The sequence below is a fragment of the Kribbella swartbergensis genome (genome assembly GCF_054784135.1).
On record NZ_BAAGPM010000022.1, the window covers coordinates 314,054 to 337,388 of the forward strand.

A 23,335-nucleotide genomic window follows, 5' to 3' on the forward strand; every position below is an offset into this window, starting at 1 on the left:
GCGGAGGCAGCATTCACGTACCGTCACGACCGGCCGTCTGCCCGCCGGTCAAGGAGGACTGAGATTTTCGTGAGCACCATCACCCTGAGCAAGTCCGACGTGGCCGGTGTCAAGACCGACGCCGTGGTGATCGGCGTGGTCAAACTCGGCGGCGGTGTCACCCTGCCGGCCGGCACCGAGTCGCTGAACGCCGCGTACGGCGGGACGCTGGTGGAGGTGCTGTCGGGTCTCGGCGCCACCGGCAAGGCCGGCGAGGTCACCAAGGTGCCCGGCCCGAAGCCCGGCAAGTCGCCGACCCTGATCGCGGTCGGCCTCGGCGCGGCGCCGGACGGTGCGCTGAAGACCGAGGACCTGCGGACCGCGGCCGGCACCGGTGTCCGGGCCGCGAAGACCTCGCAGTCCGTCGCGTTCGCGCTGCCGACCCCGGACGCCGACTGCGTCCGCGCGGTCGCCGAAGGTGCGCTGCTCGGGCGGTACTCGTTCACGGCGTACAAGTCGTCGGACACCGCCGCCGACGCCCCCGGCGCGCTGACCGTGCTCACCGACCTGGCCCGCACCAAGGAGGCCAAGGCCGCGCTCGAGCGGGCCGAGGTGACCGCGGACGCGGTCCGCCAGGTGCGCGACTGGGTGAACATGCCGCCGTCGGACCTCAACCCGGCCGACTTCGCCGAGCAGGCGCAGAAGCTCGGCAAGGAGTACGGCATCAAGGTCGAGGTGCTGGACGAGAAGGCGCTGGCCAAGGGCGGGTACGGCGGCATCCTCGGCGTCGGCCAGGGCTCGGCCAACCCGCCGCGGCTGGTCCGGCTGAGCTACGCGCCGAAGAAGCCCGTGACGCATCTGGCCTTCGTCGGCAAGGGCATCACCTTCGACTCCGGCGGCCTGTCGCTGAAGACGTCGACCGGCATGGTCAGCATGAAGTCCGACATGGCCGGCGCCGCCGCGGTGATCGGCGCGACCGTCGCGATCGCCCGGCTCGGCCTGCCGGTCCAGGTGACCACGTACGCCGCGATGGCCGAGAACATGCCGTCCGGCTCCGCGGCACGCCCCTCCGACGTCCTGACCATGTACGGCGGCAAGACCGTCGAGGTGCTGAACACCGACGCCGAGGGCCGGCTCGTCCTCGGCGACGCGCTGGTCCGGGCGTGCGAGGACCAGCCGGACCTGATCGTCGACGTGGCCACGCTGACCGGCGCCTGCGTCGTTGCCCTGGGCACCAAGGTGGCCGGTGCGTTCGCGAACACCGACACCGCCCGCGACCGGGTGGTCGACGCGGCGGTCGCGGCCGGTGAGTCGATGTGGCCGCTGCCGATCCCGACCGAGATGCTGGACAAGCTGAAGTCCCACTCGAAGGTCGCCGACCTGGCCAACATCACCGGCGAGCCGTGGGGCGGTGCGCTGGCCGCGGCCGCCTTCCTCGGCGACTTCGTTGCCGAGGGCATCGACTGGGTCCACCTCGACGTGGCCGGCCCGGCCTTCAACGAGGGCGGCGCGTCCGGTTACACCCCGGCCGGCGGCACCGGGTACGCCGTACGCACCCTGGTGGAACTGGCCGCGTCAGCGAGCTGAGCACGTCGGGGAACGGGATCGTTCAGTCCCAGGCGGGGGCGAGCTCTTCGACCGTGTAGCGAATCCGGCTGGTGAGGCCGCGCGGGTCGGTGAGCTCGACCCGCCAGGCGTCGGCGAACTGGTCGACACCGGCGATCATCGGGATCGTCCCGCTCAGCAACACGGTGCCCGGGACGATCCGGTCGCCGAGCTCCTTCAACCAGTACGACGGCGGCAGCAACTGCGCGAGCGTGCCGTCCTGGATCAGCTGCTCGGTGTCGCCGTGCCGGACCCACGCCTTCAGCGTGAACTGGTCCAGTTCGTGCTCGATCTGGTCGAGCGGCCAGGCGATGTCGCCGAGCACGTCCGGCGCGGACTGCTTGCTCCAGGCGACGCCGTGCACCTCGAGCGCCCGGTCGGTGTGATCGCACGCGACCGTCAGCAGGACGTCGTTCTCACCGACGACCAGCGCCCATTCCGCCTCCCCGGACGTCTTGGCGTGCGCGACCTGCACGACCTCCGGTCGTCCGACCAGTGAGGCGGACAGCGGATAGAGGGTGGGAATGCGGCGTGGCGCGGGTACGCCGAGCTCGGCCAGCTCGTCCACGTGGTGCTGGACCTGCTCGGTGTCGCGGCCGGCGTACCCCGCGTTCAGGGCGTAACGAACAGTGATCTCCCGCTCACTGCCGTCGGGCAGGGTGAAGCGCAGGGTCTGGGTCATCGGGCGATTCCTCCGGAAATTTTCTGATCAGCGCTTGCGTGAACACGTCGTATACAACGAGTATGGGGCATCCCCTCAAGGAGGTCCACCTCGATGTCCAGCTCCCCCGCAGTCACCGATCCGGGGCGCCGCAGCCTGTACAAGGCGTTCGCCGCGAGCCTGTCCGGCACCTCGCTGGAGTGGTACGACTTCGCCGTCTACAGCTCCGCGGCCGCACTCGTCTTCGGCGACCTGTTCTTCCCCGGCAGCGATCCGCTCACCGGGACGCTGCAGGCCTTCGCGACGTACGCGGTCGGGTACGTCGCCCGTCCGCTCGGCGGCATCTTCTTCGGCCGGCTCGGCGACGTGATCGGCCGCAAACGGGTCCTGGTCGCGACGCTGCTGCTGATCGGTGTGGCCACGTTCTTCATCGGTCTGCTGCCCACGCATGCACAGGCCGGGGCGATCGCGCCGACGTTGCTGGTCGCACTCCGCTTCGCGCAGGGCGTCGGCGTGGGCGGTGAGTGGGGCGGAGCCGTTCTGCTGAGCAGTGAGTTCAGCAAGGACGGAGAGCGAGGCTTCTGGGCTTCGGCGGCCCAGGTCGGACCGCCACTCGGCACGCTGATGGCGAACGGCGTACTGGCCGTTCTCGCCGGCGCACTGTCGGAGGAGGCGTTCCTGAGCTGGGGATGGCGAGTCGCCTTCCTGCTGTCCGCCGTCCTCGTGGCCTTCGGTCTGCTGATCAGGACGAAGCTGGAGGAGACTCCGGTGTTCCGGGAACTGGAGGCCCGCGGCGACCGGCCGACCGCGCCGGTGTCCGAGGTACTGCGGACACAGACCAGGCCCCTGATCGCGGCCATCCTGGCGCGGGTCGGACCGGATGTGCTGTACGCGATGTTCGCCGTCTTCGTCCTCACCTACGCCACCCAAGAGCTCGGGATGAGCCGCGGCGAGGCGGTCACCGCCGTACTGGTCGGCTCCGCGTTCCAGGTCGGGCTGATCCCGTTGTCCGGCTGGCTGTCCGACCGGTACGGACGCCGTACCGTCTACGCGATCGGAGCCGTCGGTGGAGCGGTCTGGTCGGTGGTGTTCTTCGCCATGGCGTCGTCACTGGCGACCGTGTTGCCCGGTGTGGTGATCGGGTTGGTCTTCCACTCGCTGATGTACGGGCCGCAGGCGGCGTTCGTGTCGGAGCAGTTCACCGCGCGACTGCGGTACACGGGCAGTTCGCTGGCCTACACCTTCGCGGGTGTGATCGGCGGCGCGCTGGCGCCGTTGGCGTTCACGTACTTCCTGGCGAAGGCCGGGACCGGCTACGTGATCGCGGCGTACATCGCGGTCGCCTGCTCGATCACGCTGGTCGGGTTGCGGCTGGGGCGCGCCGTCCGGGACGAGCCGCTGGTGGTCAGCCCTGCATGAGCAGCGAGCCGGTGCTGTCGAGGTGGCTGAGGATCGCTTTCTCGGCCGCCTCGGGCTTGCCCGAAGCGAGGCCGTCGACGATGGCCTGGTGCTCATCGAGCACCTCCTGCCGGCGGGTCGCGCTGCGCTGCAGGGCGACGACCCCGAGCAGGACGTGCTTGGCCCGGAGGTTGTCGTACAGCCGGCCGAGCACGGAGTTGCCGGCCGCCTCGACCAGGAGGGCGTGGAACTGGCTGTCCAGTTCGATGAACTCCTTGGCGTCGCCGTTGTCGACGATCGACCGCTGCTGCTCGAGTACGGCGGACATCGCCTCGACCGGGGCGCCACCGGACGCCATCGAGGTGGTCGCGGCCCAGGTCTCGATCACGCCGCGGGCCTGCATCACCTCCGCGATCTCGCGGCCCGGCACCGGCGCCACGAACGCACCGCGGTGCGGTACCAACTGGACCAGGTCCTCGGCCGCGAGCATCAGCAGGGCTTCGCGGACGGGAGTCCGGGAGATCCCGACCTCGGTCGCCACCGCCTGCTCGTTGATGAACGTGCCCGACACCGCGGGGTCGCTCAGGACCGTCCCCCGCAGGTACTGGTAGGCGCGATCCCGGCCGGAGTCCCCACTCAATCGCATACTCAATGTATACAGCCTTGGAGGGCCAGATGACACTTCTTCGCGTTGCCGCCGCCCAGGTCTCGGCCGGGCCCGACCCGGTCGCGAACCTGGCCACCGCCACGGACGCCGTCCGGCGGGCCGCCGACGACGGGGCCTCGCTGATCGTCCTGCCCGAGGCGATGCTGGCCTGTTTCGGCACCGACCTCCGCAGCGTCGCCGAGCCGCTCGACGGCCCGTTCGCGACCGGCCTGCGCAAGGTCGCCGCCGATCTCGGCGTCGTCGTCGTGGCCGGCCTCTTCGAGCCGTCCGAGGACGGCCGGGTGTACAACACCCTGCTCGCCACGGGTCCCGGCGTGGAGACGTCGTACCGGAAGATGCACCTGTACGACGCCTTCGGCTCGCGCGAGTCGGACACCGTTGCTCCAGGCAATGAGGTGGTGGCCTTCGCCTTCCAGGACGTCACGATCGGGCTGGCCACCTGCTACGACCTCCGCTTCGCGGACCAGTTCACGGCACTCGGCCGGCTTGGTGCGGAACTGGTCGCCGTACCGGCGTCGTGGGGCGCGGGTCCGGGCAAGGAGGAGCAGTGGGACCTGCTGACCCGGGCGCGGGCCGCCGACGCGCAGGCCTGGCTGCTGGCGTGCGACCAGGCTTACGTGCCGCCGGCCGGGACCGATCCGCTGGGCATCGGGCGAAGCAGCCTGACCACTCCCCTGGGCCAGACTCGTACCCGGCTCGGCGCCGCTGCGGAGATCCTGCACGGCGTCGTCGACACCTCCGTCGTCGCGGCGGTGCGGCAACGCGTCCCGATCCTCTAGGGCGCGCCGTTGTTCTTCATGCGGGCGTTGTACTCGCGCATCCGCGGCGGGTAGCCGACGACCGCGGCGTCGTACGACGGGATGCCCAGCTTGTTGGCGAAGTTGTGCGCCCACTCGACCGACGGCACCCGGCGCCGGGTCCACTCGCCGTCGATGGCGACCAGCAGCAGGGTGTAGTCGGTCACCGCGGTGCGCGGCTCGACAAAGCCCTCGACGCCCTGGCGGGTTTGGGCGAACTCCCGCAGGTGCTCCTGATCGGGGTTGCCCGACCGGCGCATCGTGCCCGGCTTGTGCCGGCGACCGAACCACTTCATGAGCCAAGTGTCCCCTATCACGGCAACCGGGGGCACGAAATCTCCTGTAACGGTTCCGGCCGGACCGGGGGTGGCGTCCGGCGGCATCGGTGAAAAGATGACGCCGGGCCGGAACCGCGATCCGGGTCCGCCGCCCGCAGACCAGACCCACGGAGGAACCTGTGACTGACAGCGGTACGACGTACGACCTGGTGATTCTCGGTGGCGGCAGTGGAGGTTACGCCGCCGCTCTGCGCGCGGCGACTCTTGGGTTGTCGGTGGCCTTGGTGGAGAAGGACAAGGTGGGCGGGACGTGTCTGCATCGGGGGTGTATCCCGACCAAGGCGCTGCTGCATGCCGCCGAGGTCGCGGATTCGGCCCGTGAGGGTGAGCAGTTCGGCGTCCGCACCACGCTCGAGGGCGTCGACATGGGCGGGGTGAACAAGTACAAGGACGGCGTCGTCGACCGGCTGTTCAAGGGCCTGCAGGGTCAACTCAAGGCCCGCGGCATCACCGTGATCGAGGGCGAGGGCCGGCTCACGTCGCCGACCACGGTCGACGTCGGTGGTTCGTCGTACACGGGCAAGAACATCGTGCTGGCGTCGGGCTCGTACTCGCGGACCCTCCCCGGGCTGGACCTCGACGGGCAGCGGGTCATCGCCAGCGAACACGCACTGACCCTGGACCGGGTGCCGGAGTCCGCTGTGGTGCTGGGCGGCGGGGTGATCGGCGTGGAGTTCGCGTCCGCGTGGACCTCGTTCGGTACGAAGGTGACCATCGTCGAGGCGCTGCCGCGGCTGGTCCCGGCCGAGGACGCCGACTGCAGCAAGACGTTGGAGCGGGCGTTCCGGAAGCGGAAGATCGCCTTCAAGACCGGCACCGCGTTCGAATCCGTCGAGACGACCGAGTCCGGGGTCCGCGTCACCGTGAGCGGTGGCGAGGTGATCGAGGCCGAGGTGCTGCTGGTCGCGGTCGGCCGCGGCCCGAACACGACCGGCCTGGGCTACGAGGAGGTCGGCGTCGCGCTCGACCGAGGGTTCGTGACCGTGGACTCCTCCCTGCAGACCAGCGTGCCGGGCGTGTACGCGGTCGGCGACATCGTCCCCGGGCTCCAGTTGGCGCACCGCGGGTTTCAGCAGGGCATCTTCGTGGCGGAACATATCGCCGGGCTCAACCCGACACCGATCGACGAGGCCGGCATCCCACGGGTCACCTACTCCGAGCCGGAGGTCGCGTCGGTCGGGCTGACCGAGGACCAGGCCCGCGCGAAGTACGGCGACGTCGACATCCTCAACTACAACCTCGGCGGCAACGGCAAGAGCCAGATCCTCAAGACCAGCGGGTTCGTCAAGCTGGTCCGCGCCAAGGACGGCGCGGTGGTCGGGGTGCACATGGTCGGGTCCCGCGTCGGCGAACTCATCGGCGAAGCCCAGCTCATCTACAACTGGGAGGCCTACCCGGCCGACGTCGCCCCCCTCGTCCACGCCCACCCCACCCAGAACGAAGCCCTCGGCGAAGCGCACCTCGCGCTCGCCGGAAAGCCACTCCACTTCCACGACTAGGTCCTGCTGCTGATCCCCCGCCGACTGCGCGGCACGGATCGGCAGGCAGGGCCCAGGGTGTGGCTGATCGTCCCGCGCAGTCGGCGGGTAACCATCAGCCACACGCTGGGACAGGCGGGCGGGCCGCTGGCCCGCCCGAGTAGGTTTGAGTTCGCCGGGACGGGCCGCTCGACCCCCGTCATGCTCGCTCCGGCGGCACCGTAGGCTGACCTCGACCGATCAGACGAAGGAGCAACGACCGTCATGCCGACCTCTGTATCCCTGCCGGCCCTCGGGGAGAGCGTCACCGAAGGAACCGTCACCCGCTGGCTCAAGCAGGTCGGCGACACGGTTGCCGTCGACGAGCCCCTGCTGGAGGTCTCGACCGACAAGGTCGACACCGAGATCCCGTCGCCGGTGGCCGGAACCCTGCTCGAGATCAAGGCCGCCGAGGACGAGACCGTCGAGGTCGGCGCCGAACTAGCCGTCATCGGCGACGCCGGCGAAAGCTCCGGCTCCGCCACCCAGGGCGCCTCCGCCGACCAGTCCGCCTCGTCGCAGGCCGCGGCCGAGCAGTCCTCGCAGGCACCCGCCGATCAGTCCTCGCAGGGCCCAGCCGAGCAGGCCGAGCAGGCCCCCGCCGCGTCCCAGGCCGGCGCCGACCAGGCTTCCTCGCAGGCCCCCGCCGCGCAGGCGCCCGACTCGTCGCAGGCCTCGCCCGACTCGTCTTCGGCCCCCTCGGCCTCTCCGGCCGCATCGGCACCCGCCGCCGCCGACAACCAGTCCTCCGGCGGCTCCGGCGCCGCATCCGGTACGCCGGTCACCCTGCCGGCGCTGGGTGAGAGCGTCACCGAAGGTACGGTCACCCGCTGGTTGAAGCAGGTCGGCGACGACGTGGCCGTGGACGAGCCGCTGCTCGAGGTCTCCACCGACAAGGTCGACACCGAGATCCCGTCGCCGGTCGCCGGCAAGCTGCTGGAGATCAAGGTCGCCGAGGACGAGACCGTCGAGGTCGGCGCCGAACTCGCCATCGTCGGCTCGGGCGACGCCGCCCCGGCCTCATCCTCCGCCCCGGCCGACTCGGCCTCCGCCGCCCAGCCCGAGGCCCCGGAACAGGCTCCCGCCGCTCAGCCTTCTGCCCAGGCCCCGGCCGCTCAGCCTTCTGCCCAGGCTCCGGCCGCGCAGGCCGCTGCTCCCGCGCCGGCCCAGGCCCCCGCGGCGCAGGCACCCACCCAGGCTCCGGCCGCCCAGCCGCCGGCTCAGGCTCCGACTCCGCAGGCCGCGCCCGCCGCCCAGGCACCCGCGCAGGCTCCTGCCGCCTCCGCTTCGACCGCCTCGGCCCAGGCCACCGCGACCGCTCCGGCGCCCGCGGCCTCCCCGAACGGCTCGTCCTCCGAGGGCCCGAACTACGTCACCCCGCTGGTCCGCAAGCTCGCCGCCGAGCACGACGTCGACCTGAACGCCGTACAGGGCACCGGCGTCGGCGGCCGCATCCGCAAGCAGGACGTCATCGCCGCTGCAGAGGCCAGGAAGGCCGCCGCGGCTGCTCCGGCCGCGGCTCCGGCTGCCGACTCCGCACCGGCCGCCGCCAAGCCGGCGACGGTCAGCCCGCTGCGCGGCACCACCGAGAAGATGAGCCGGATCCGCAAGGCGATCGCGACCCACATGGTCAACTCGCTGAAGGTCTCGGCCCAGCTGACCACAGTGGTCGAGGTCGACGTCACCGAGATCGCCAAGCTGCGGAACGCGAAGAAGGCCGAGTTCGAGGCCCGCGAGGGCGTCAAGCTGTCCTTCCTGCCGTTCTTCGCGCTGGCCGCGGTGGACGCGCTGAAGCAGTACCCGAAGCTCAACGCCTCGATCGACGAGGAGAAGGGCGAGATCACGTACCACGCCGCCGAGCACCTGGGCATCGCCGTGGACGTGGAGAAGGGCCTGATGGTCCCCGTCGTCCACAACGCCGGTGACCTGAACATCGCGGGCCTGGCGAAGAAGATCGCCGACCTCGCCGACCGCACCCGCAACAACAAGGTGCTGCCGGACGAGATGGCCGGCGGTACCTTCACCATCACGAACACCGGCAGCCGCGGCGCCCTGTTCGACACGCCGATCCTGAACCAGCCGCAGGTCGGCATGCTCGGCACCGGTGCCGTGGTCAAGCGCCCGGTCGTCATCACCCACCCCGAGTTGGGCGAGACGATCGCGATCCGGCAGATGGTCTACCTGGCCCTGACCTACGACCACCGCCTGGTGGACGGCGCCGACGCCGCCCGCTACCTGACCGCCGTCAAGCAGCGCCTCGAAGAGGCCCAGTTCGACGTCTGATCCGCTGTCCGGCGCCGGCGTCCGTCCACACTTCTGGGCGGACCCGGCGCCGTTCTCGTTCGCGGTTCTCGCCCGGGTACTGCCGTGGCAGGACGTCCTGAAGGAGCAAGCAGGATGAAGTACGTGCTGGCCGGCGCCTCCGGCTTCCTGGGTACGGCGCTCGCCCGCGACCTCGCCTCCGACGGCCACGAGGTCCTCCGGCTGGTACGTCGTACGCCCACCCAGACGGACGAGGTCCGCTGGGACCCGGCCCGTGGAGACCTCGACCCGGCCGCGCTCGGCGACCCGGACGTCGTGGTCAACCTGGCGGGCGCCAACATCGGCCGACCGTGGACGCCGACGTACCGAAGCGTCCTCCGCGAGAGCCGCGTCAGTACCACGTCCACGTTGGCCGCCGCCGCGGCACAACTCGACCGGCCTCCCGTCCTCATCACGCAGAGCGGGATCGGCGGCTACGGCCTCGACCGTGGCGATCGCATCCTCACCGAGGACTCCGAACTCGGCGACGGTTTCCTCGCCGACGTCGTCCGTATCTGGGAAGGCTCCCTCGAACCCGCCCGCGCCGCCGGCAGCCGGGTGGCAGCCCTGCGCACCGGCGTGGTCCTGGATCGCAGAGCTCCTGCCTTTCAACTCCTCTCCCTTCCTTTCCGCCTGGGACTGGGCGGGCGCCTCGGCTCGGGAACGCAGTACTTCCCGGTCGTCTCCCTCACCGACTGGCTCCGAGCCGTCCGGCATGTCGCCGAGAACGACACCCTCAGCGGCCCGGTCAACGTCACCCTCCCCACGCCGACCACCAACCGGGAGTTCACCGAGGTCCTGGCGACCGCGCTCCACCGCCCTGCCCTCATCCCCGTCCCTGCCTTCTTGATGAAGACGGTCCTCGGCGAATTCGCCTGGGAACTCCTCGGCAGCAAACGAGCCCTTCCCACCCGCCTCCAATCCACCGACTTCACCTTCCACCACCCCACGGTCCGGTCAGCCATCTCTGCCGCCCTCTCCTCCTGACCACCTGCCCTCCGACGTTGCACCGGCCCGCTGGGGCTTGTCCGTGTTTCAGGCCGTGGTCACGGCGCTGATTCGCCAGCTGGGGACAGGGGTGGTCGTGGTTGTGGTGAGGGTGATTCGTCGGGTGGTGGGTGTACCGGGTGGGAGTGGGGTTGTGGTTCCGGTGTGGGTGATGGCCTGGCCGGCTGTCAGGTGGTCGGTGGTGCGTAGGACGACGGTTGTCGGGGTTTGGTGTTCGACGGTGGTTCGGTCGATACGGATGTGCAGGCCGCGGACTCGGACTTTGTGTTGGCGGTAGCTGGTGAGCAGTGCGCGGTCGGCTGCCCAGGGTCGGGAGCCGGGGACGTAGACGGTGTCGAGTAAGGCCAGGTCGAGGGTCCAGAAGGCTTGTGCGCGTTGGGTGTCGAGGGCTTGGAGCATTCGGGTCCACTTCGCTGCGTCGTTGCGCGGCGCATGAGTTGTTGGTCGCGGCGCATGAGTTGTCGGTCGCGGTGGAGGCGCTGTCGCAGCTGGTGAGGTCGTTGATGGGGACGCTCCTGGGGTGGCACGGTCGGCGGCTGCCGCCGAGCCGGCCGGGTTGTCCAGGATGCCGACGGTGACCAAGCCCAGGACGAGCACGACCGCCGCCCCGAGTCCGACGGCACCCAGCACGCCGTACGCCGGGTGACCTAAACCGAGCCGACGCCCGCCGTCGACCGCTGCGGTGGTCGCGGTACGCCTGAACCGCCTGCGGCGCCAGGTACGACGGCGTGTCCGACGTCGGCCGGCACGCGATGGTCCGGCAGCCATCTGGTCGAGCCCGCCTCCCCAGACAGCGCTGGTTGTCGTGCCGGCATCGCCAGGAGTCTCAGTGGCGCTGATGGCAGCGCCGGGAGACCCCGTGGTCAGGCGGGCCAGCGGGTTGGGTGCGGGCGTGCTGGTGCGGCGGGTGAGTCTGGGGAGGACTGCCTTGCGGCGGGTGGGCTTGGTGGCGGGACGGACGGGTTTGGGTAGAGGTGGTTGAGGTGGGGACATCGACTCAGTAGGTGGGGGTGATTGGGTCTGTGGACGAGGGGTCAGCGGGCCGCGGGAGCGCTGGACGGGGTCGTCTGTGGGTGCCGGCTTCGGGAGTGGAGGAGGCGTTGACGGCGTCGTCGGGTCGCTGATGAAGGCGAGGTTGACGGGGATCGGGGTCGCGATGGTCAGGAGGTTGCGGGGGTCGGCGAAGAGGTCGGGTGTGTAGACGGCTGGGTCGCCGCCTGATTGGCGGGCGACTGCCGCCAAGGAGGTCAGGTCCTGGGTCGGTGAGGATCTGTGGAGCGCGGCATCTGTCAGGACCGGGCGGCCATCGGCGTCGAACAGGATGTTGTCCGCGGTCACGCCGCCGTGGGTGAGGCCGCTGCGATGGAGGTAGTCGAGGGCCTCGGCGAGGGGGCTCAGCAGCGTGACGAGCTCGCCGTCGGTCAGCGGCCCGCGACGATGGAGTAGTGCGCTGAGCGTGCCGGCCACGACGTACTGGCTGAACAGGAGCCACTCGACGCCGGTTTCGCGGACCTCGTGGAGGCGCGCGAGATGCGGGTGGTCGATGCGTTGCAGGATGACGAGGCTTTCACGGAACTCCTCCGGGTGGGTGATCGCAGTGGTCGGGACGCGTTTGAGCACGGCGTTGCGGCCGGAAGCGCGGTCGCGAACGAGCCAGACGGTGCCGGCCGATCCGGACCCGAGCTTCCGGCGGAGGCTGAAGCCGGCGATGTCGTCGAGTGCCATGCCCTAGAGAGTGCACGAATCGCCGCCACCGCCCCGGAAGTTATCCACAGGGCCCCGGGGCAGAGCGCCGTACGACGGTCGCCTGTGGACGGCGGCGTACGGCAACTGAACCGGCCGCATACACTCGACGGCGTGAGGGAGATCAAGTTTGTGGAGGCCGGCTTCGGTGCCGACGCGGTGGACTACGAGACCGCGTGGGCCGAGCAGCGGCGCCTGCACGCCGAAGTTGCCGAAGGCACCGGAGCGGACACCGTCATCCTGCTCGAGCACCCACCGGTGTACACGGCGGGCAAGCGGACGGAGCCGCAGGAGCGGCCCGTCGACGGGACGCCGGTGGTGGACGTCGACCGCGGCGGCAAGATCACCTGGCACGGACCGGGCCAGTTGGTCGGCTATCCGATCGTGAAACTCGCCTCCCATGTGTACGTCGTGGACTACGTACGGCGCCTGGAGGAGGCGCTGATCGCGGTCTGTGCCGAGTTCGGGGTGAAGACCGGGCGGGTCAAGGGACGCAGCGGGGTGTGGGTCGCGGCGGATGATCGCGGCCGGGAGCGGAAGATCGCGGCGATCGGGATCCGGGTCGCCCAAGGCGTGACGATGCACGGGTTCGCGCTGAACTGTGACAACGACCTGAGCTGGTTCGACCGGATCGTGCCGTGCGGGATCTCGGACGCCGACGTGACCACGCTCTCGACGGAACTCGGGCGCGACGTGACCGTGACGGAGGTGCTGGAGCCGGTCCGACGGCATCTGACGAAGATGCTGGCGTGGGAGGACTACGAGCGGTCGCCGGACATCGGTCAAGAGGAGGCCCCGACGGCAATCACTTACGGGTTGACCGTCTGAGGCCTGCGCTCACAGCGGCGGTTGTGGGAGGGGCGGAAGGCCTACCTCGGTCCGCCACGCTTGGTGAAGCGCGTGGAGCTGCGAGGCCGTTGCCGGGTCCTCGGACAGGCGGTTGTGGTGTTCGGCGATGTCGGTCGACAGGTCGGCCAGGAACCAGCCGTTGCCCATGGGCGCATGTTCATAGGCGCGTAGGTGGTCCACCTGCGGTGAGTCACCGACCCAGCTGAGTTTCCAGTTTCCGGATCTGACGGCCCACTGGAACTCGCAGTCCCAGTGCAGCGCATCGTGGGCGACGTCCGTGTCCCCGGCCAGCACCGGCAGGATGTCGATCCCGTCCGCACCATCCACCGGGGCGCCGGCCGCCGCGGCCAGGGTGGGCACGAGGTCGAGCGAGCTGACCAACGCCCCGGTACGACGTCCGGCAGGCAGCCGCGACGGCCATCGCCAGATCATCGGGACCCTGATGCCGCCGTCCCACACCGTGTACTTCGTGCCGCGCAACGGCGTGTTGTCGCCGAAGTTGCAGGTGGATCCGCCGTTGTCGGTGAGGTAGACGACGATCGTGTTGTCGTCGACGAGTCGCAGCAACCGGCCGATCTCGGCGTCCATCAGTTCGAGCTGCGCGAGGTAGTACTCCCGGCCGTGTGGCAGGTTCGGCACGATCACGTCGTCGTACCACTCGATGAACGAGTCGTCGACGTCCGGCGTCCAGTCGCGAAACTCGGGCAGCTCGCGGGCGGCCAACTCCGACTCCGGCAACTGCCAGCAGAAGTTGTGCACCGCGTTGAACGCCAGCATGCAGAAGTACGGCCGGTCGTCCTCCGTCGTGATGAACTCGCCCGCCCGCCGGCCCAGCTCGGCGGTGAGGAACCCCTCGTGTTCCACCGGCTCGTCGCCACTCAGCAAGGGTTGCACTGCCATCCGGTGGGCCGCCGACGGCCCGTACGACGCCACAGCCGCGTCCGAGTGATGCAGGTAGTTCAGCCGGCCGAAGGACTGCCCGGCCAACCCGTACAGCGTCTCCTCGAACCCGTGGTGCGGTGGACAGGCGCGATCACCGACAGACTCGGACCCGTAGTGCACCTTGCCGAAGTACCCGGTCCGATACCCCTGACCCCGCAGAATCTCCGCCAAGGTCGGTACGTCGTCCGGCGGGAAAGCGGCGGAGTCGAACCACTGACCGCCCCACCGCTGCGGTATCGCCCGGAGATGATCGCCGCGCGCGACGGACTGCAGATCGGCGCGGTGACATACGCGTCGGTGCAGGTCACACCCTCCTCCGCAAGCTGGTCCAAAGCAGGCGTGCGCACGTCAGGATGCACGCCGAGCACGCCGCGATCGGCGTACCCGTGGTCGTCGGACACGATCAGCAGGATGTTGGGGGCAGTCACTCGGATCCTCTCGTCAACGCGCCGCACGCGCGGCCTGGTCGCTCTTCGCCTGTACGTCGGTCCGGACCGGATCCAGGATCGACCTGAGCTCCGCCTCCAGCTCACTCACTCTTTCCCGGTCACCGGACAGGTCATGCAGTTCGTCGGGGTCCGTCTCGAGGTTGAACAGCTGAGGTGGATGCGCCGGACCGTAGTAGCTGTACTTCCAGGACCCGGACTTGAGCAGATACCCCGCGTCGGGCATCCCCTGAGCGTGGTACTCGGACAGAACCGGCCGGTCGACCGGATCGAGCAGGCTGTGCCCCGGGAGCGTCGGATCCGCCGGAAGGCCGGCGAGGTCTCGGAGGGTCGGGAGTACGTCGATCAGACTGACGTTCGCCGTGATTCGGGCCGGAGCGAGGGACGGGTGGCGGAGCAGCAGCGGGATGTGGACGGCCGGTTCGTAGAAGCACTGTTTCTGCCAGATGCCGTGGTGGCCGGCCATCTCGCCGTGGTCGCTGGTGTAGATGACAACCGTGTTGTCGGGGATTCCCGACAACAGCCGGCCGATCTGATGGTCGAGGTGGCTGATCAGCGCCCAGTAGCAGACCGTTGCCTCCCGGACCTGTTCCTCCGTGAGCGGCTCGTCGTTGCGAAATCCGTGCCGCAGCAGCGAGATCACCGGATGCTGCGCCGCGGCCGGCTCGTTCCAGGTCGGCGGCAGTTCCACGTCGGCCGGATCGTAGAGCGCGCGGAACTCCGGCGGGGCGACCAACGGGAAGTGCGGATGCATGTACCCGACGTAGAGCAGGAACGGCTCCGGGCCGGGATCGCGGAGGAACTCGAGAGCGGCGTCCGTGGCCGCGACGTCGTGACGCGTGTGGACGTGGTCGCCGGCGCCGTACTCGGTGACGTGCGAGTTGGTGGGTCGTTGCCAGTCCGTCGTACGACGAGGTGGACGGCCGCTGTGGTCGAGCCAGAAGTCGAGGTCGTCGGTCAGCCGCCGGTCGAAGCCGAGCAGGCGGTCCGGGCCGTTGAAGTGGGTACGCCCGGCGATCACCGTCTGATAGTCGGTGAGGTGATGTCCCCACGAGCGGAAGTCCGGACCCGGGATGACACCGTTGTCCCAGGCCCCGATCTGGTGCACGTACCGGCCGGCCATCAGTGACAGCCGCGACGGGACGCACATCGGACTGTTGGTGTAGGCGTGGTCGAATGTGAGGCTCTGCGCGGCCAGGCGGTCGAGGTTCGGCGTCCGTATCCGTGGGTGACCGCCCCAACCCGCGGCGGATCCGGTGTGCTCGTCGGACAGGATCACCACGATGTTCGACCGCTCCACGACGTACCACCCTATGACCGCAGGAAACGCTTGCCTGCGCGCGGTTGCGAAGTGTCTGCGGGGCGTGACGGCAAAACGTCGCTACCGTGGTGGTGTGTCCAAATTTCTTGGGTTCTTGCTCGGGGCGGCGGTCGCGCTGGCCGGGCCGGCGGTGTTCGGGGTCCTGACGGCGCCTGGCGGGATCGAGCTGAATGCGAAGGAGATGGCGCTTGCCTTCGGCATCGGCGCGCTGATCTTCTGGACCGTGGTGTCGTACTTCTCCGGTGCCGGTGCGCTGGGCGCGTTCGTGGCGTTCGGCACGCTGATCTACTGCTGGCACTGGATCCCGAACCGGACCACGAACTTCCTCAACGACGTCCCCGGTGTGACCACCGGGATGATCGAGGGGTCCAGGCAGTACACGCTGAACGGCGTCGTACCGATCCTCACGGTGATCTCGCTGGTCTACGCGATCCAGTTGATCGTGCGCAGTGTGCAGCGCCGGCGGCGGGAGCGGGCGGAGGCCGAGCGGCTGCAGCGTGAGCAGGAGGCCGCGCAGGCGCAGCAGGAGGCGGAGGCGGCGGCACTCTACCCGGTTGCCGGGAGCACCTATCCGGCCGCGGGCGCCGGGTACGGCGGGAACAGCAGCCGGTACGACGATCTGTTCGACGAGGACCCGGACCCGGAGCCGGTCCGGCCGCGGAGTCAGGCGGAGGAGCAGACCCGACAGCTCCCGGTCAACGCGCCGGAGCAGACGGCGCAGCTCCCCGATGTCGATGCCCGAGGCAACGACACCCCCGACGAGACGGTCGCCGTCCCCACGAACCGCGAAACCACCCAGGCGCCGGATCGCGACGAGACCACGCAGGTGCCGGCGGATCGCGACGAGACGACGCAGGTGCCGGCGGATCGCGACGAGACGACGCAGGTCCCGGTCGGCGAATCCACTCCCCCGACCCCCGAAGCACCGAACCAGGACCAGCAGCCGGTAGCCAAGTCGCCCCAGCCAGCCTCCGACGCGGACGACCACCCAACCGTCACCGCTCCAATCGCGCCGGCCAACCAGCCGGCAACACCCCCCACCCCAGCCGCCCAGCCCACCACAACCACGCCGACCACCCCGCCAACAACGGCGGACGACGAGACGGTCGCGGCGCCCACGCCGCAGCAAGAGAAGCCGGAGCAGTCCCCGCCAGTCGCCAAGGCCCAGGAGCCGAACGCCCCAGCGGGCGATGAGCCGACGGTTGTCGCACCAGGCACCGCGGCGGAGCCGCAGCAGCCGGCGAAGCCGCAGGAGTCGGGCGCGCCGGAGCGACCCCGCATGCAGGCGGGCGATGAGCCGACTGTGGTGGCGCCCGCCGAGGGGGATGGAGCTAGGCAGGTGGCTGGGGCTTCGCAGGAGGAGCGGGGCAAGAAGAGTGATGTTGAGGCGGCGGCTGGGCCTCAGGTGAAGGAGCAGGTGGGGCAGCAGTACCGGGAGCGGATGGATGATCCGGAGGACACCGGGGAGTTCTACCTCAGCGCGTTCGAGACCCCGAACATGAGCATCCGCCCAGCCGGAGCCTGAAACCTGGATGTAAGAGGGCTGGGCGTCGGTGAAGCCGGCGCCCAGCCCCCGCGGGCCCGAGATGCCACCGGCAGCCCGCGGGCCCGAGATGCCACCGGCTGCCAGCACCAGTAGGTCGACCCGGCACGCCGGCGGGTCGCGCGGCGCTCGGTTGCATTCGCCGTTGGGATCGAGGACCGGGGTCGTTAACCGCGCGGACCTTCAGCGTGGCGAGCAGACCGCTCCAGTTGACGGTGTCAGGCTCATCGCCGAACGTGCGGAATCGCTGCCTCCCGGGTCCGAGCCGGGTGGGGTGACGTGCGACGGGGCGCCGCATTCCCGATCCCTCCTCGGCCGGCTCGTGAGCGGCGCGCGGGCTGACCACATCGCCTCGCGACGCCAGGTCTCGATCATCCACATGCGTGTCGTGGTCGGGCTGCGGTGTGGAGTCCCGGGCCGATCCGGCAAGCCGAGCTCGCCGTACGACGCCACCGGTCGACCCACCTAGGGGTCGTGGCCGGGCTGCGACGTGGAGTCCCGGGCCGATCCGGCAAGCCGAGCTCGCCGTACGACGCCACCGGTCGACCCACCTAGGGGTCGTGGCCGGGCTGCGACGTGGAGTCCCGGAGCGATCCGGCAAGCCGAGCTCGCCGTACGACGCCACCGGTTGACCCACCTTGGGGATCGTGGTCGGGCTGCGACGTGGAGTCCCGGAGCGATCCGGCAAGCCGAGCTCGCCGTACGACGCCACCGGTTGACGCGCTTCGGCGCGTGCGGGCGCGGGAGATGCGCACCTCGGCTGTGGGGTGAGGGATCGGTTGGGTTCTCACCTCTCCAACGGTCGCCGTCGGCATTCCACGGCCGAGGGATTCGTGCTTGCCAGAGGTTGAACTATGGTACAAGTAGTACGTTAGTTCAACTAGTGGTGGCGAGGGTGACCATGGGGCAGGCGCGGGCTGGGTGGCGGGAGTGGAGTGGTCTTGGGCTGTTGGCGCTGCCGACGATGGTGTTGGGGCTTGATGTGACGGCGCTCTACCTTGTCGTTCCGAGCCTGGCCGCGGACCTGAATCCGACCGCGACAGAGACGCTGTGGATCATGGATGCCTACGGGTTCTTCATCGCGGGTTTCCTGATCACGATGGGGACATTGGGCGACCGGATCGGACGCCGCCGCTTGCTGATGATCGGGATGGCAGCATTCGCCGCGGCCTCCGTTTTTGCGGCGTTCGCTCCCAGTCCCCTCTGGCTGATCGTGGCGCGGGCACTGCTCGGAGTGGCCGGCGCAACGCTCATGCCCTCGACGCTGTCGCTGATCAGCAACATGTTCACCAACGTTCGGCAACGGGCGTTGGCGATCGGCGTCTGGGCAACGATGTTCGCCCTCGGGATGGCAGCAGGCCCGGTCGCGGGCGGGGCATTGGTTGCCGGCTTCTGGTGGGGTGCAGCCTTCCTCATCGCCGTGCCGGTTGCTGTGCTGGTGCTGGTCGGTGCGCCGGCGCTGCTGCCGGAGTATCGAACCCCCGCCGGTCGTACCGACCTACTGAGCGTCGGATTGTCCCTCGCGGCAATGCTGCCGATCATCTACGCGATCAAGCATGCAGCCGCCCACGGCCTCGACGTCCAGGCATTGGCCGCTGTCGTCGTCGGCGGTAGCGCCGCGGTCGCGTTCGTGCGTCGGCAGTTGCGCCTCAGCGAGCCGCTGCTGGACATGAAGCTCTTCACCAGCCGGGCCTTCTCCGCGGCTCTGTCCGTACTGTTGATCGGTCTGGTCGGTTTCGGTGGAGTGATGTTCCTGGTCACCCAGTACCTGCAGCTCGTCGAGGGCTTCTCGCCGACGACGGCTGGCTTGTGGATGGGGCCGCCAGCACTGGCCATGCTCATCGGGGCGATCGGTGCGCCCGTGATGGCCGGTCGCGTGTCACCGGGCGTCGTCATGTCGGCCACCTTGGCGTTGTCGCTGGCCGGATACGTCCTGCTCGCCCTGGCAGGGACCGACAGCACGCTGAACGTGATCGCGGGATTCGCGTTCGTCTACCTCGGCCTCGGGGTCATCGCGGCGCTCGGTACCGACATCATCGTGGGTGCGGCACCAGCGGAGAAGTCCGGATCAGCGGCCGCGCTCTCCGAGACCGTTCAAGAACTTGGCATCGCGGCAGGGGTTGCAGTTCTGGGAAGTCTCACCACCGTGATCTACCGCAGCAAGGTCGAGGTCCCGTCCGGGCTGTCCCCCTCCGCGGCCGATACCTACAGCGACAGTCTCGCCGGAGCCTCGTCCCTCGCGAGCCAGTTGCCGGCCTGGGCTCTCGACGACGCACGAACCGCGTTCACCAGCGGACTCAACACCGCCGCCGTGGTAGCAGGCATCGCCATAGCGGCTGCTTCACTTGCCTGCTTCACGACACTGCGACACCTCCGCCCCCTCGGCGACGCCGACCGTGAGGCCGAGCCGATAGCCTCGACAAGCAGGAGCGGCGACGAATGGTGAACAGGATGACGGCGGCTGAACACGACACTGTCGATGGGCGCAAACTCCGGGGCCAACGCCGCCGGGCCCAGATCATCGAGGCAACGCTCGCGATCGTCCGCCGCGACGGCGCCACTGGTGTCACCCACCGCACCGTCGCCAAGGAAGCCGGGATCACCACCAGCCTCACTCTCTACTACTTCGCGACCCTGGACGACCTTCTGGTCGCCGCCCTGACCAGCGTCACGGATGAGTACACCCACCGCATCCGTCAGCTCATCGACGCCGAGGACGACCCCCTCGGCGGCCTCGCCCGCCTCATCGCAGAATCGGCCGGCCCGGGCCGTGAGCGCGCACTCGCCGAACGAGAGCTGTCGACCCTGGCGGCTCGCCGGCCCGCCCTGCGACCGGTAGCGCGACGTTGGCGCGACAACGTCGCCGAACTCGCCCGAACACAGACCGACGACCAGGATGCGATAGAAGCCTTCGTCGCCCTCACCGACGGGTTGTGCGCGGCGATCCTTCTCGACGACCGCGAGGCCGACCCGGACCACATCCGGGCGGTCCTCAGCAAGACGCTGGCGAGAACCCGCTAGCCCTACTAGCCGGACAAGTGAGCGTCCCGCCCCCACAAGAACGAGAGAGCATCCCGCAGCGGTCAGGCGACGTGCATGCGCTGGACCTGGCCGCGACGGGCGTGTTCGGCGAACGCTTCGTCGTACGCCGCAATCGCCATCTGCCGCACATCCGGCGCCATCTGCGCGCGCGGCGAGTCCGTACTCCACGCCAGCAGCAGTTTCCGGCGGATCGGGTCGCCCGCCAGCATCCGGGTCGTGACGTCGCTGCTGAGCATCCGGTACGACGTCGGCGAGATCAGCGCGACCCCCTGACCGCTCGTCACGAACCCCATCAGCACCGAGGTGTCCACCGAGTGGTGCTCCACCTTCGGCTGGAAACCGGCCTGCTCACACGCGGCCCGGAAGAGTACGTGGAACCCGCTGTCGTCCGGCGGCTCGCCGATCCACTCCTCCTCCGACAACGCCGAGAGCTCGATCTCGCCGCGGTGCCGCGACGCGACCGCCAGCGGGTGGTCGGCGGCCATCACGACGTACGCCGATTCCGACTCGACGACCGTGCATGCCTCGACACCGCTGGGCAGCCGCAGCTCGAAGCCGGGGAACTCCCGCAGCAGTGCGAAATCGAGCCGGCCGCTCTCCAGTTGCTGCAGAAGCACGCTGCTGGACCACTCGACCTCGATGCTCACCTGCTCGATCTCGCCGTGGTCGCGCAGCCGCGACGCGATACCCGACATCGGCGCGGTGGGGAATCCGCCGAGCCGTACGGCGCTGGACTCGACCGCGGTCATCGCGGACACGGTCGCGGACAGGTGGTCGACGTCGACCAGGATCGCCCGGGCGCGATCGACGGCGTACCGGCCGAGTGCGGTCGGGGTGACGCCGGTGCGGGAGCGCTCGAAGAGCTCGCCGCCGAACGCGGCCTCGATCCGCTTCAGCTGCGCGGTGAGGCTCGGCTGGCTGACCTTGAGCCAGCGGGCGGCCCGTCCGACGGACCCCGCTTCAGCCACCAGGACCACCACCCGCAGGTGGCGCAGCTCGACGTTCATGCGTTGAGACCGTAGTGCAGGTCCACCTACAGCAGACAGCTATCGAGTGTTGCGGTTTCGTCTCAGCCGGGCCCGACCGTGTAACACCGGGCCCGGCTGTGACGATAGGTCAGGACGCTTCGAGGGCCAGTGCCTCTCGGTAGCCGAGGCGGCGGCCGGTCTGGAGCAGCGTGCGCTCGTAGAGCCGGGCGCCGAGCCGGACGAACAGCACCGTTGCGACGAGCAGGATCGCGATCGCGAGCAGCGGCTGCCAGATCGGCACGTCCCCGGTCAGCATCCGCCCCGGCATCGCCATCGACGACGCGACCGGCACGAACGATGCCACCGTCTTGGCCGACGACCCGGCGAACACCGAGAAGAAGAACGGGATCATCAGGATCATCTGCCCCGGCAGCGTGGTCGACCCGAGGTCCTCCTGCCGGGTGGCCAGCGACCCGGCCACCGCCCACAGCCCGGCCAGCGCGACGAACCCGAGGACGAAGAACACCACGAACCAGCCGGCCACCGGCGCGACCACCTGCAGGATGTCGAGCTGGTCGGTCGCGACCAGGCCGATCACCGAGGCGCCGGCGATCACCACGATCTGGATCAGGGCGAGCGCGGTGTTGCCGAGCACCTTGCCCCACAGCAACGCGCGGATCGGCACGGCGGCGGCGAGCATCTCGACGACCCGGCTCTCCTTCTCCTGGACGACGCTCTGCGCGATCATCATGCCGAACCCGAGCGCGGTCATGTAGAAGACCAGCGCCAGACCGATGTTGACGAACTGCGCCACGATGTCGGGCAGCGGTCCGGGCTTCAACAGCTCCAGCTCGACCTTCGTCCCGGCGCGCAACTGTTCGGGCGTGAGACCGGCACGGGCCGCGTTCTGCTCCATCCCGAGGTTCACCGCCGCCTCACGCAGTCCGCTCTCCAGGCTCGCGTCGACCCGGTCGTTGCCGAGGACGACGTATCCGTCGGTGCCGGGCAGCAGCGCCGCATCCGCCTCGCCGTCGGTGACCAGCCTCTCCGCCGCGGCGCGGTCGGCCACGCGGGTCACCTCGTAGCCGTCGCCGCCCTTGGTCACCGACGCCTGCTGCACGACCCTGGCGCCGGCGTCGTCGACCACGGCGATCTTGTCGGGGCCGCCGCTGCCGACGAGCACCGCCGGAACGACCACCGCGGCGAGCACGATGAACAGCATCACCACGGTCGAGCCGAGGAAGGTCTTGTCCCGCAGCTTGGTGGTGACCTCGCGCTCGGCGATCAACAGCCAGGGTCGGTCGAGGGAACGGTCGTTCATCGGGTCGCCTCCCGGAAGACGTCGCTGAGTGCCACCCGCTCCGGCCCGAACTCGAGCACCGGCCCGCGGCTGATCGCCTGCTGGAGTGCCTGCTGCGCGGCCGCGTCGTCCTCGACGTCGAAAAGCGCAGTACCGCCGGCGACGTCGCGCACCTGGATCCCACGGACGTCGCGCAGCCAGCCCGCGTCACCGTCCACCACCAGGCGGTAGGTCGTCGTCGGCCCGGCGGCCAGCTCGGCGACCGGGCCTGCGGCAACGACTTTGCCGCGCGAGAGTACGACGAGGTCGTCGCAGAGCCGCTCGACCAGGTCGAGCTGGTGGCTGGAGAACAGCACCGGGACCTCGGACGTGACCTCCTCGCGGAGCAGGTCGACCATCGCGTCGACCGCGAGCGGGTCGAGACCGCTGAACGGCTCGTCCAGGACCAGCGCGATGGGCTCGTGCACCAGCGCCGCGGCGATCTGCACGCGCTGCTGGTTCCCGAGTGACAGCGTCTCCAGTACGTCGGTCGCCCGCTCGCCGAGCCCGAGTCGTTCGAGCAGCTTGTCGGTGCGCTCGGCGGCCCGGTCCGGATCGAGGCCGTGCAACCGGCCGAAGAACACCAGTTGGTCGCGGATCTTCATCTTCGGGTACAGCCCGCGCTCCTCCGGCATGTAACCGAAGTCCCGCCGTACCTCCTGGGTCAGCGGCCCGTCCTTCCACCGCACCTCGCCCGCGGTCGCGGCGAGCACGCCGAGGATGATCCGCATCGTCGTCGTCTTACCGGCCCCGTTGGCACCGACGAATCCGGTCATCCGTCCTGGTACGACGTCGAACGTCACGTCGTCCAGCGCGAGTTGCTCGCCGAATCGCCGGGTCAGCCCAGCCACCCTCAGCATCCGTCACCGTT

The 23,335-nt window shown here is 69.7% G+C and carries 19 protein-coding genes and 1 pseudogene; 10 read left to right on the forward strand and 10 right to left on the reverse strand.

Annotated features, from left to right (window positions below; translation table 11 throughout):
- The first annotated feature begins 69 nt into the window (after positions 1-69).
- The gene (locus tag ACYVOK_RS20050) at positions 70-1,566 is read left to right on the forward strand and encodes a leucyl aminopeptidase (RefSeq protein ID WP_460664000.1); all 1,497 of its coding nucleotides are present in this window, start codon (positions 70-72) and stop codon (positions 1,564-1,566) included.
- 22 nt (positions 1,567-1,588) lie between these two features.
- On the opposite strand, the gene ACYVOK_RS20055 is transcribed toward ACYVOK_RS20050, so the two are convergent.
- On the reverse strand, positions 1,589-2,266 hold the full coding sequence (locus ACYVOK_RS20055) for a DUF2848 domain-containing protein (protein WP_460664001.1): 678 nt from the start codon (positions 2,264-2,266) through the stop codon (positions 1,589-1,591).
- Positions 2,267-2,359: 93 nt separating this feature from the next.
- Between ACYVOK_RS20055 and ACYVOK_RS20060 the strand changes: the two genes are divergently transcribed.
- Complete coding sequence (locus ACYVOK_RS20060) at positions 2,360-3,664, forward strand: MFS transporter (protein ID WP_460664002.1); 1,305 nt, start codon at positions 2,360-2,362, stop codon at positions 3,662-3,664.
- Here ACYVOK_RS20060 and ACYVOK_RS20065 read toward each other — a convergent pair.
- Entirely contained in the window at positions 3,651-4,289 is a 639-nt protein-coding gene (locus ACYVOK_RS20065) for a GntR family transcriptional regulator (protein WP_460664003.1), read from the reverse strand. The genes ACYVOK_RS20060 and ACYVOK_RS20065 overlap by 14 nt on opposite strands.
- A 29-nt stretch (positions 4,290-4,318) precedes the next feature.
- On the opposite strand from ACYVOK_RS20065, the gene ACYVOK_RS20070 reads away from it, so the two are divergent.
- A complete protein-coding gene (locus ACYVOK_RS20070) occupies positions 4,319-5,089 on the forward strand; it encodes a carbon-nitrogen hydrolase family protein (protein ID WP_460664004.1) in 771 nt (256 codons plus the stop codon).
- Here the strand turns inward: ACYVOK_RS20070 and ACYVOK_RS20075 are convergent.
- The gene (locus tag ACYVOK_RS20075; RefSeq protein ID WP_460664005.1) at positions 5,086-5,403 is read right to left on the reverse strand and encodes a hypothetical protein; all 318 of its coding nucleotides are present in this window, start codon (positions 5,401-5,403) and stop codon (positions 5,086-5,088) included. The genes ACYVOK_RS20070 and ACYVOK_RS20075 overlap by 4 nt on opposite strands.
- Positions 5,404-5,564: 161 nt before the next feature.
- On the opposite strand from ACYVOK_RS20075, the gene lpdA reads away from it, so the two are divergent.
- The 3 genes from lpdA (at position 5,565) to ACYVOK_RS20090 (ending at position 10,250) form a co-directional block, all read left to right on the forward strand.
- Positions 5,565-6,944, forward strand: coding sequence for a dihydrolipoyl dehydrogenase (gene lpdA, locus ACYVOK_RS20080; RefSeq protein WP_460664006.1), 1,380 nt, complete (start codon positions 5,565-5,567; stop codon positions 6,942-6,944).
- Positions 6,945-7,187: 243 nt separating this feature from the next.
- Positions 7,188-9,245 (forward strand): 2-oxoglutarate dehydrogenase, E2 component, dihydrolipoamide succinyltransferase, encoded by a 2,058-nt coding sequence (gene sucB / locus ACYVOK_RS20085; protein WP_460664007.1) that lies wholly within the window; start codon positions 7,188-7,190, stop codon positions 9,243-9,245.
- 114 nt (positions 9,246-9,359) lie between these two features.
- Entirely contained in the window at positions 9,360-10,250 is an 891-nt protein-coding gene (locus tag ACYVOK_RS20090) for a TIGR01777 family oxidoreductase (protein WP_460664008.1), read from the forward strand.
- Between the two features lie 48 nt (positions 10,251-10,298).
- Here ACYVOK_RS20090 and ACYVOK_RS20095 read toward each other — a convergent pair whose 3' ends face one another.
- Positions 10,299-11,996: a protein kinase domain-containing protein gene (locus ACYVOK_RS20095; protein WP_460664009.1), complete on the reverse strand. Its 1,698-nt coding sequence runs from the start codon at positions 11,994-11,996 to the stop codon at positions 10,299-10,301.
- 132 nt (positions 11,997-12,128) lie between these two features.
- Here ACYVOK_RS20095 and lipB point away from each other — a divergent pair, with 132 nt between their 5' ends.
- On the forward strand, positions 12,129-12,842 hold the full coding sequence (lipB, locus tag ACYVOK_RS20100; RefSeq protein WP_460664010.1) for a lipoyl(octanoyl) transferase LipB: 714 nt from the start codon (positions 12,129-12,131) through the stop codon (positions 12,840-12,842).
- A 9-nt stretch (positions 12,843-12,851) separates the two neighbouring features.
- Here lipB and ACYVOK_RS20105 read toward each other — a convergent pair whose 3' ends face one another.
- From ACYVOK_RS20105 to ACYVOK_RS20115, 3 genes and pseudogenes are all read right to left on the reverse strand, one after another.
- A complete protein-coding gene (locus ACYVOK_RS20105; RefSeq protein ID WP_460664011.1) occupies positions 12,852-13,976 on the reverse strand; it encodes a sulfatase family protein in 1,125 nt (374 codons plus the stop codon).
- 86 nt (positions 13,977-14,062) lie between these two features.
- Positions 14,063-14,338 (reverse strand): annotated as a pseudogene (locus ACYVOK_RS20110) (sulfatase-like hydrolase/transferase); the annotation flags it as partial.
- Positions 14,247-15,551: a sulfatase-like hydrolase/transferase gene (locus ACYVOK_RS20115; RefSeq protein WP_460664012.1), complete on the reverse strand. Its 1,305-nt coding sequence runs from the start codon at positions 15,549-15,551 to the stop codon at positions 14,247-14,249. The gene ACYVOK_RS20115 and the pseudogene ACYVOK_RS20110, both read right to left, overlap by 92 nt.
- Positions 15,552-15,645: 94 nt before the next feature.
- Between ACYVOK_RS20115 and ACYVOK_RS20120 the strand changes: the two genes are divergently transcribed.
- The 3 genes from ACYVOK_RS20120 to ACYVOK_RS20130 all read left to right on the forward strand — a co-directional run bounded on the left by ACYVOK_RS20120 (position 15,646) and on the right by ACYVOK_RS20130 (position 20,136).
- Complete coding sequence (locus ACYVOK_RS20120) at positions 15,646-17,097, forward strand: MGR2/ROMO1 family protein (protein ID WP_460664013.1); 1,452 nt, start codon at positions 15,646-15,648, stop codon at positions 17,095-17,097.
- Positions 17,098-18,016: 919 nt separating this feature from the next.
- Positions 18,017-19,561: an MFS transporter gene (locus ACYVOK_RS20125; protein WP_460664513.1), complete on the forward strand. Its 1,545-nt coding sequence runs from the start codon at positions 18,017-18,019 to the stop codon at positions 19,559-19,561.
- A gap of 5 nt (positions 19,562-19,566) precedes the next feature.
- Positions 19,567-20,136, forward strand: coding sequence for a TetR/AcrR family transcriptional regulator (locus ACYVOK_RS20130; protein WP_460664014.1), 570 nt, complete (start codon positions 19,567-19,569; stop codon positions 20,134-20,136).
- Positions 20,137-20,198: 62 nt separating this feature from the next.
- Here the strand turns inward: ACYVOK_RS20130 and ACYVOK_RS20135 are convergent, their stop codons facing one another.
- The 3 genes from ACYVOK_RS20135 to ACYVOK_RS20145 all read right to left on the reverse strand — a co-directional run bounded on the left by ACYVOK_RS20135 (position 20,199) and on the right by ACYVOK_RS20145 (position 23,324).
- A complete protein-coding gene (locus ACYVOK_RS20135; RefSeq protein ID WP_460664015.1) occupies positions 20,199-21,164 on the reverse strand; it encodes a LysR family transcriptional regulator in 966 nt (321 codons plus the stop codon).
- A 109-nt stretch (positions 21,165-21,273) separates the two neighbouring features.
- Positions 21,274-22,446: an ABC transporter permease gene (locus tag ACYVOK_RS20140; RefSeq protein ID WP_460664016.1), complete on the reverse strand. Its 1,173-nt coding sequence runs from the start codon at positions 22,444-22,446 to the stop codon at positions 21,274-21,276.
- Positions 22,443-23,324, reverse strand: a complete 882-nt coding sequence (locus ACYVOK_RS20145) for an ABC transporter ATP-binding protein (protein WP_460664017.1) — start codon at positions 23,322-23,324, stop codon at positions 22,443-22,445. Before ACYVOK_RS20145 ends, ACYVOK_RS20140 begins: the two co-directional genes overlap by 4 nt.
- Between the last annotated feature and the right edge of the window lie 11 nt (positions 23,325-23,335).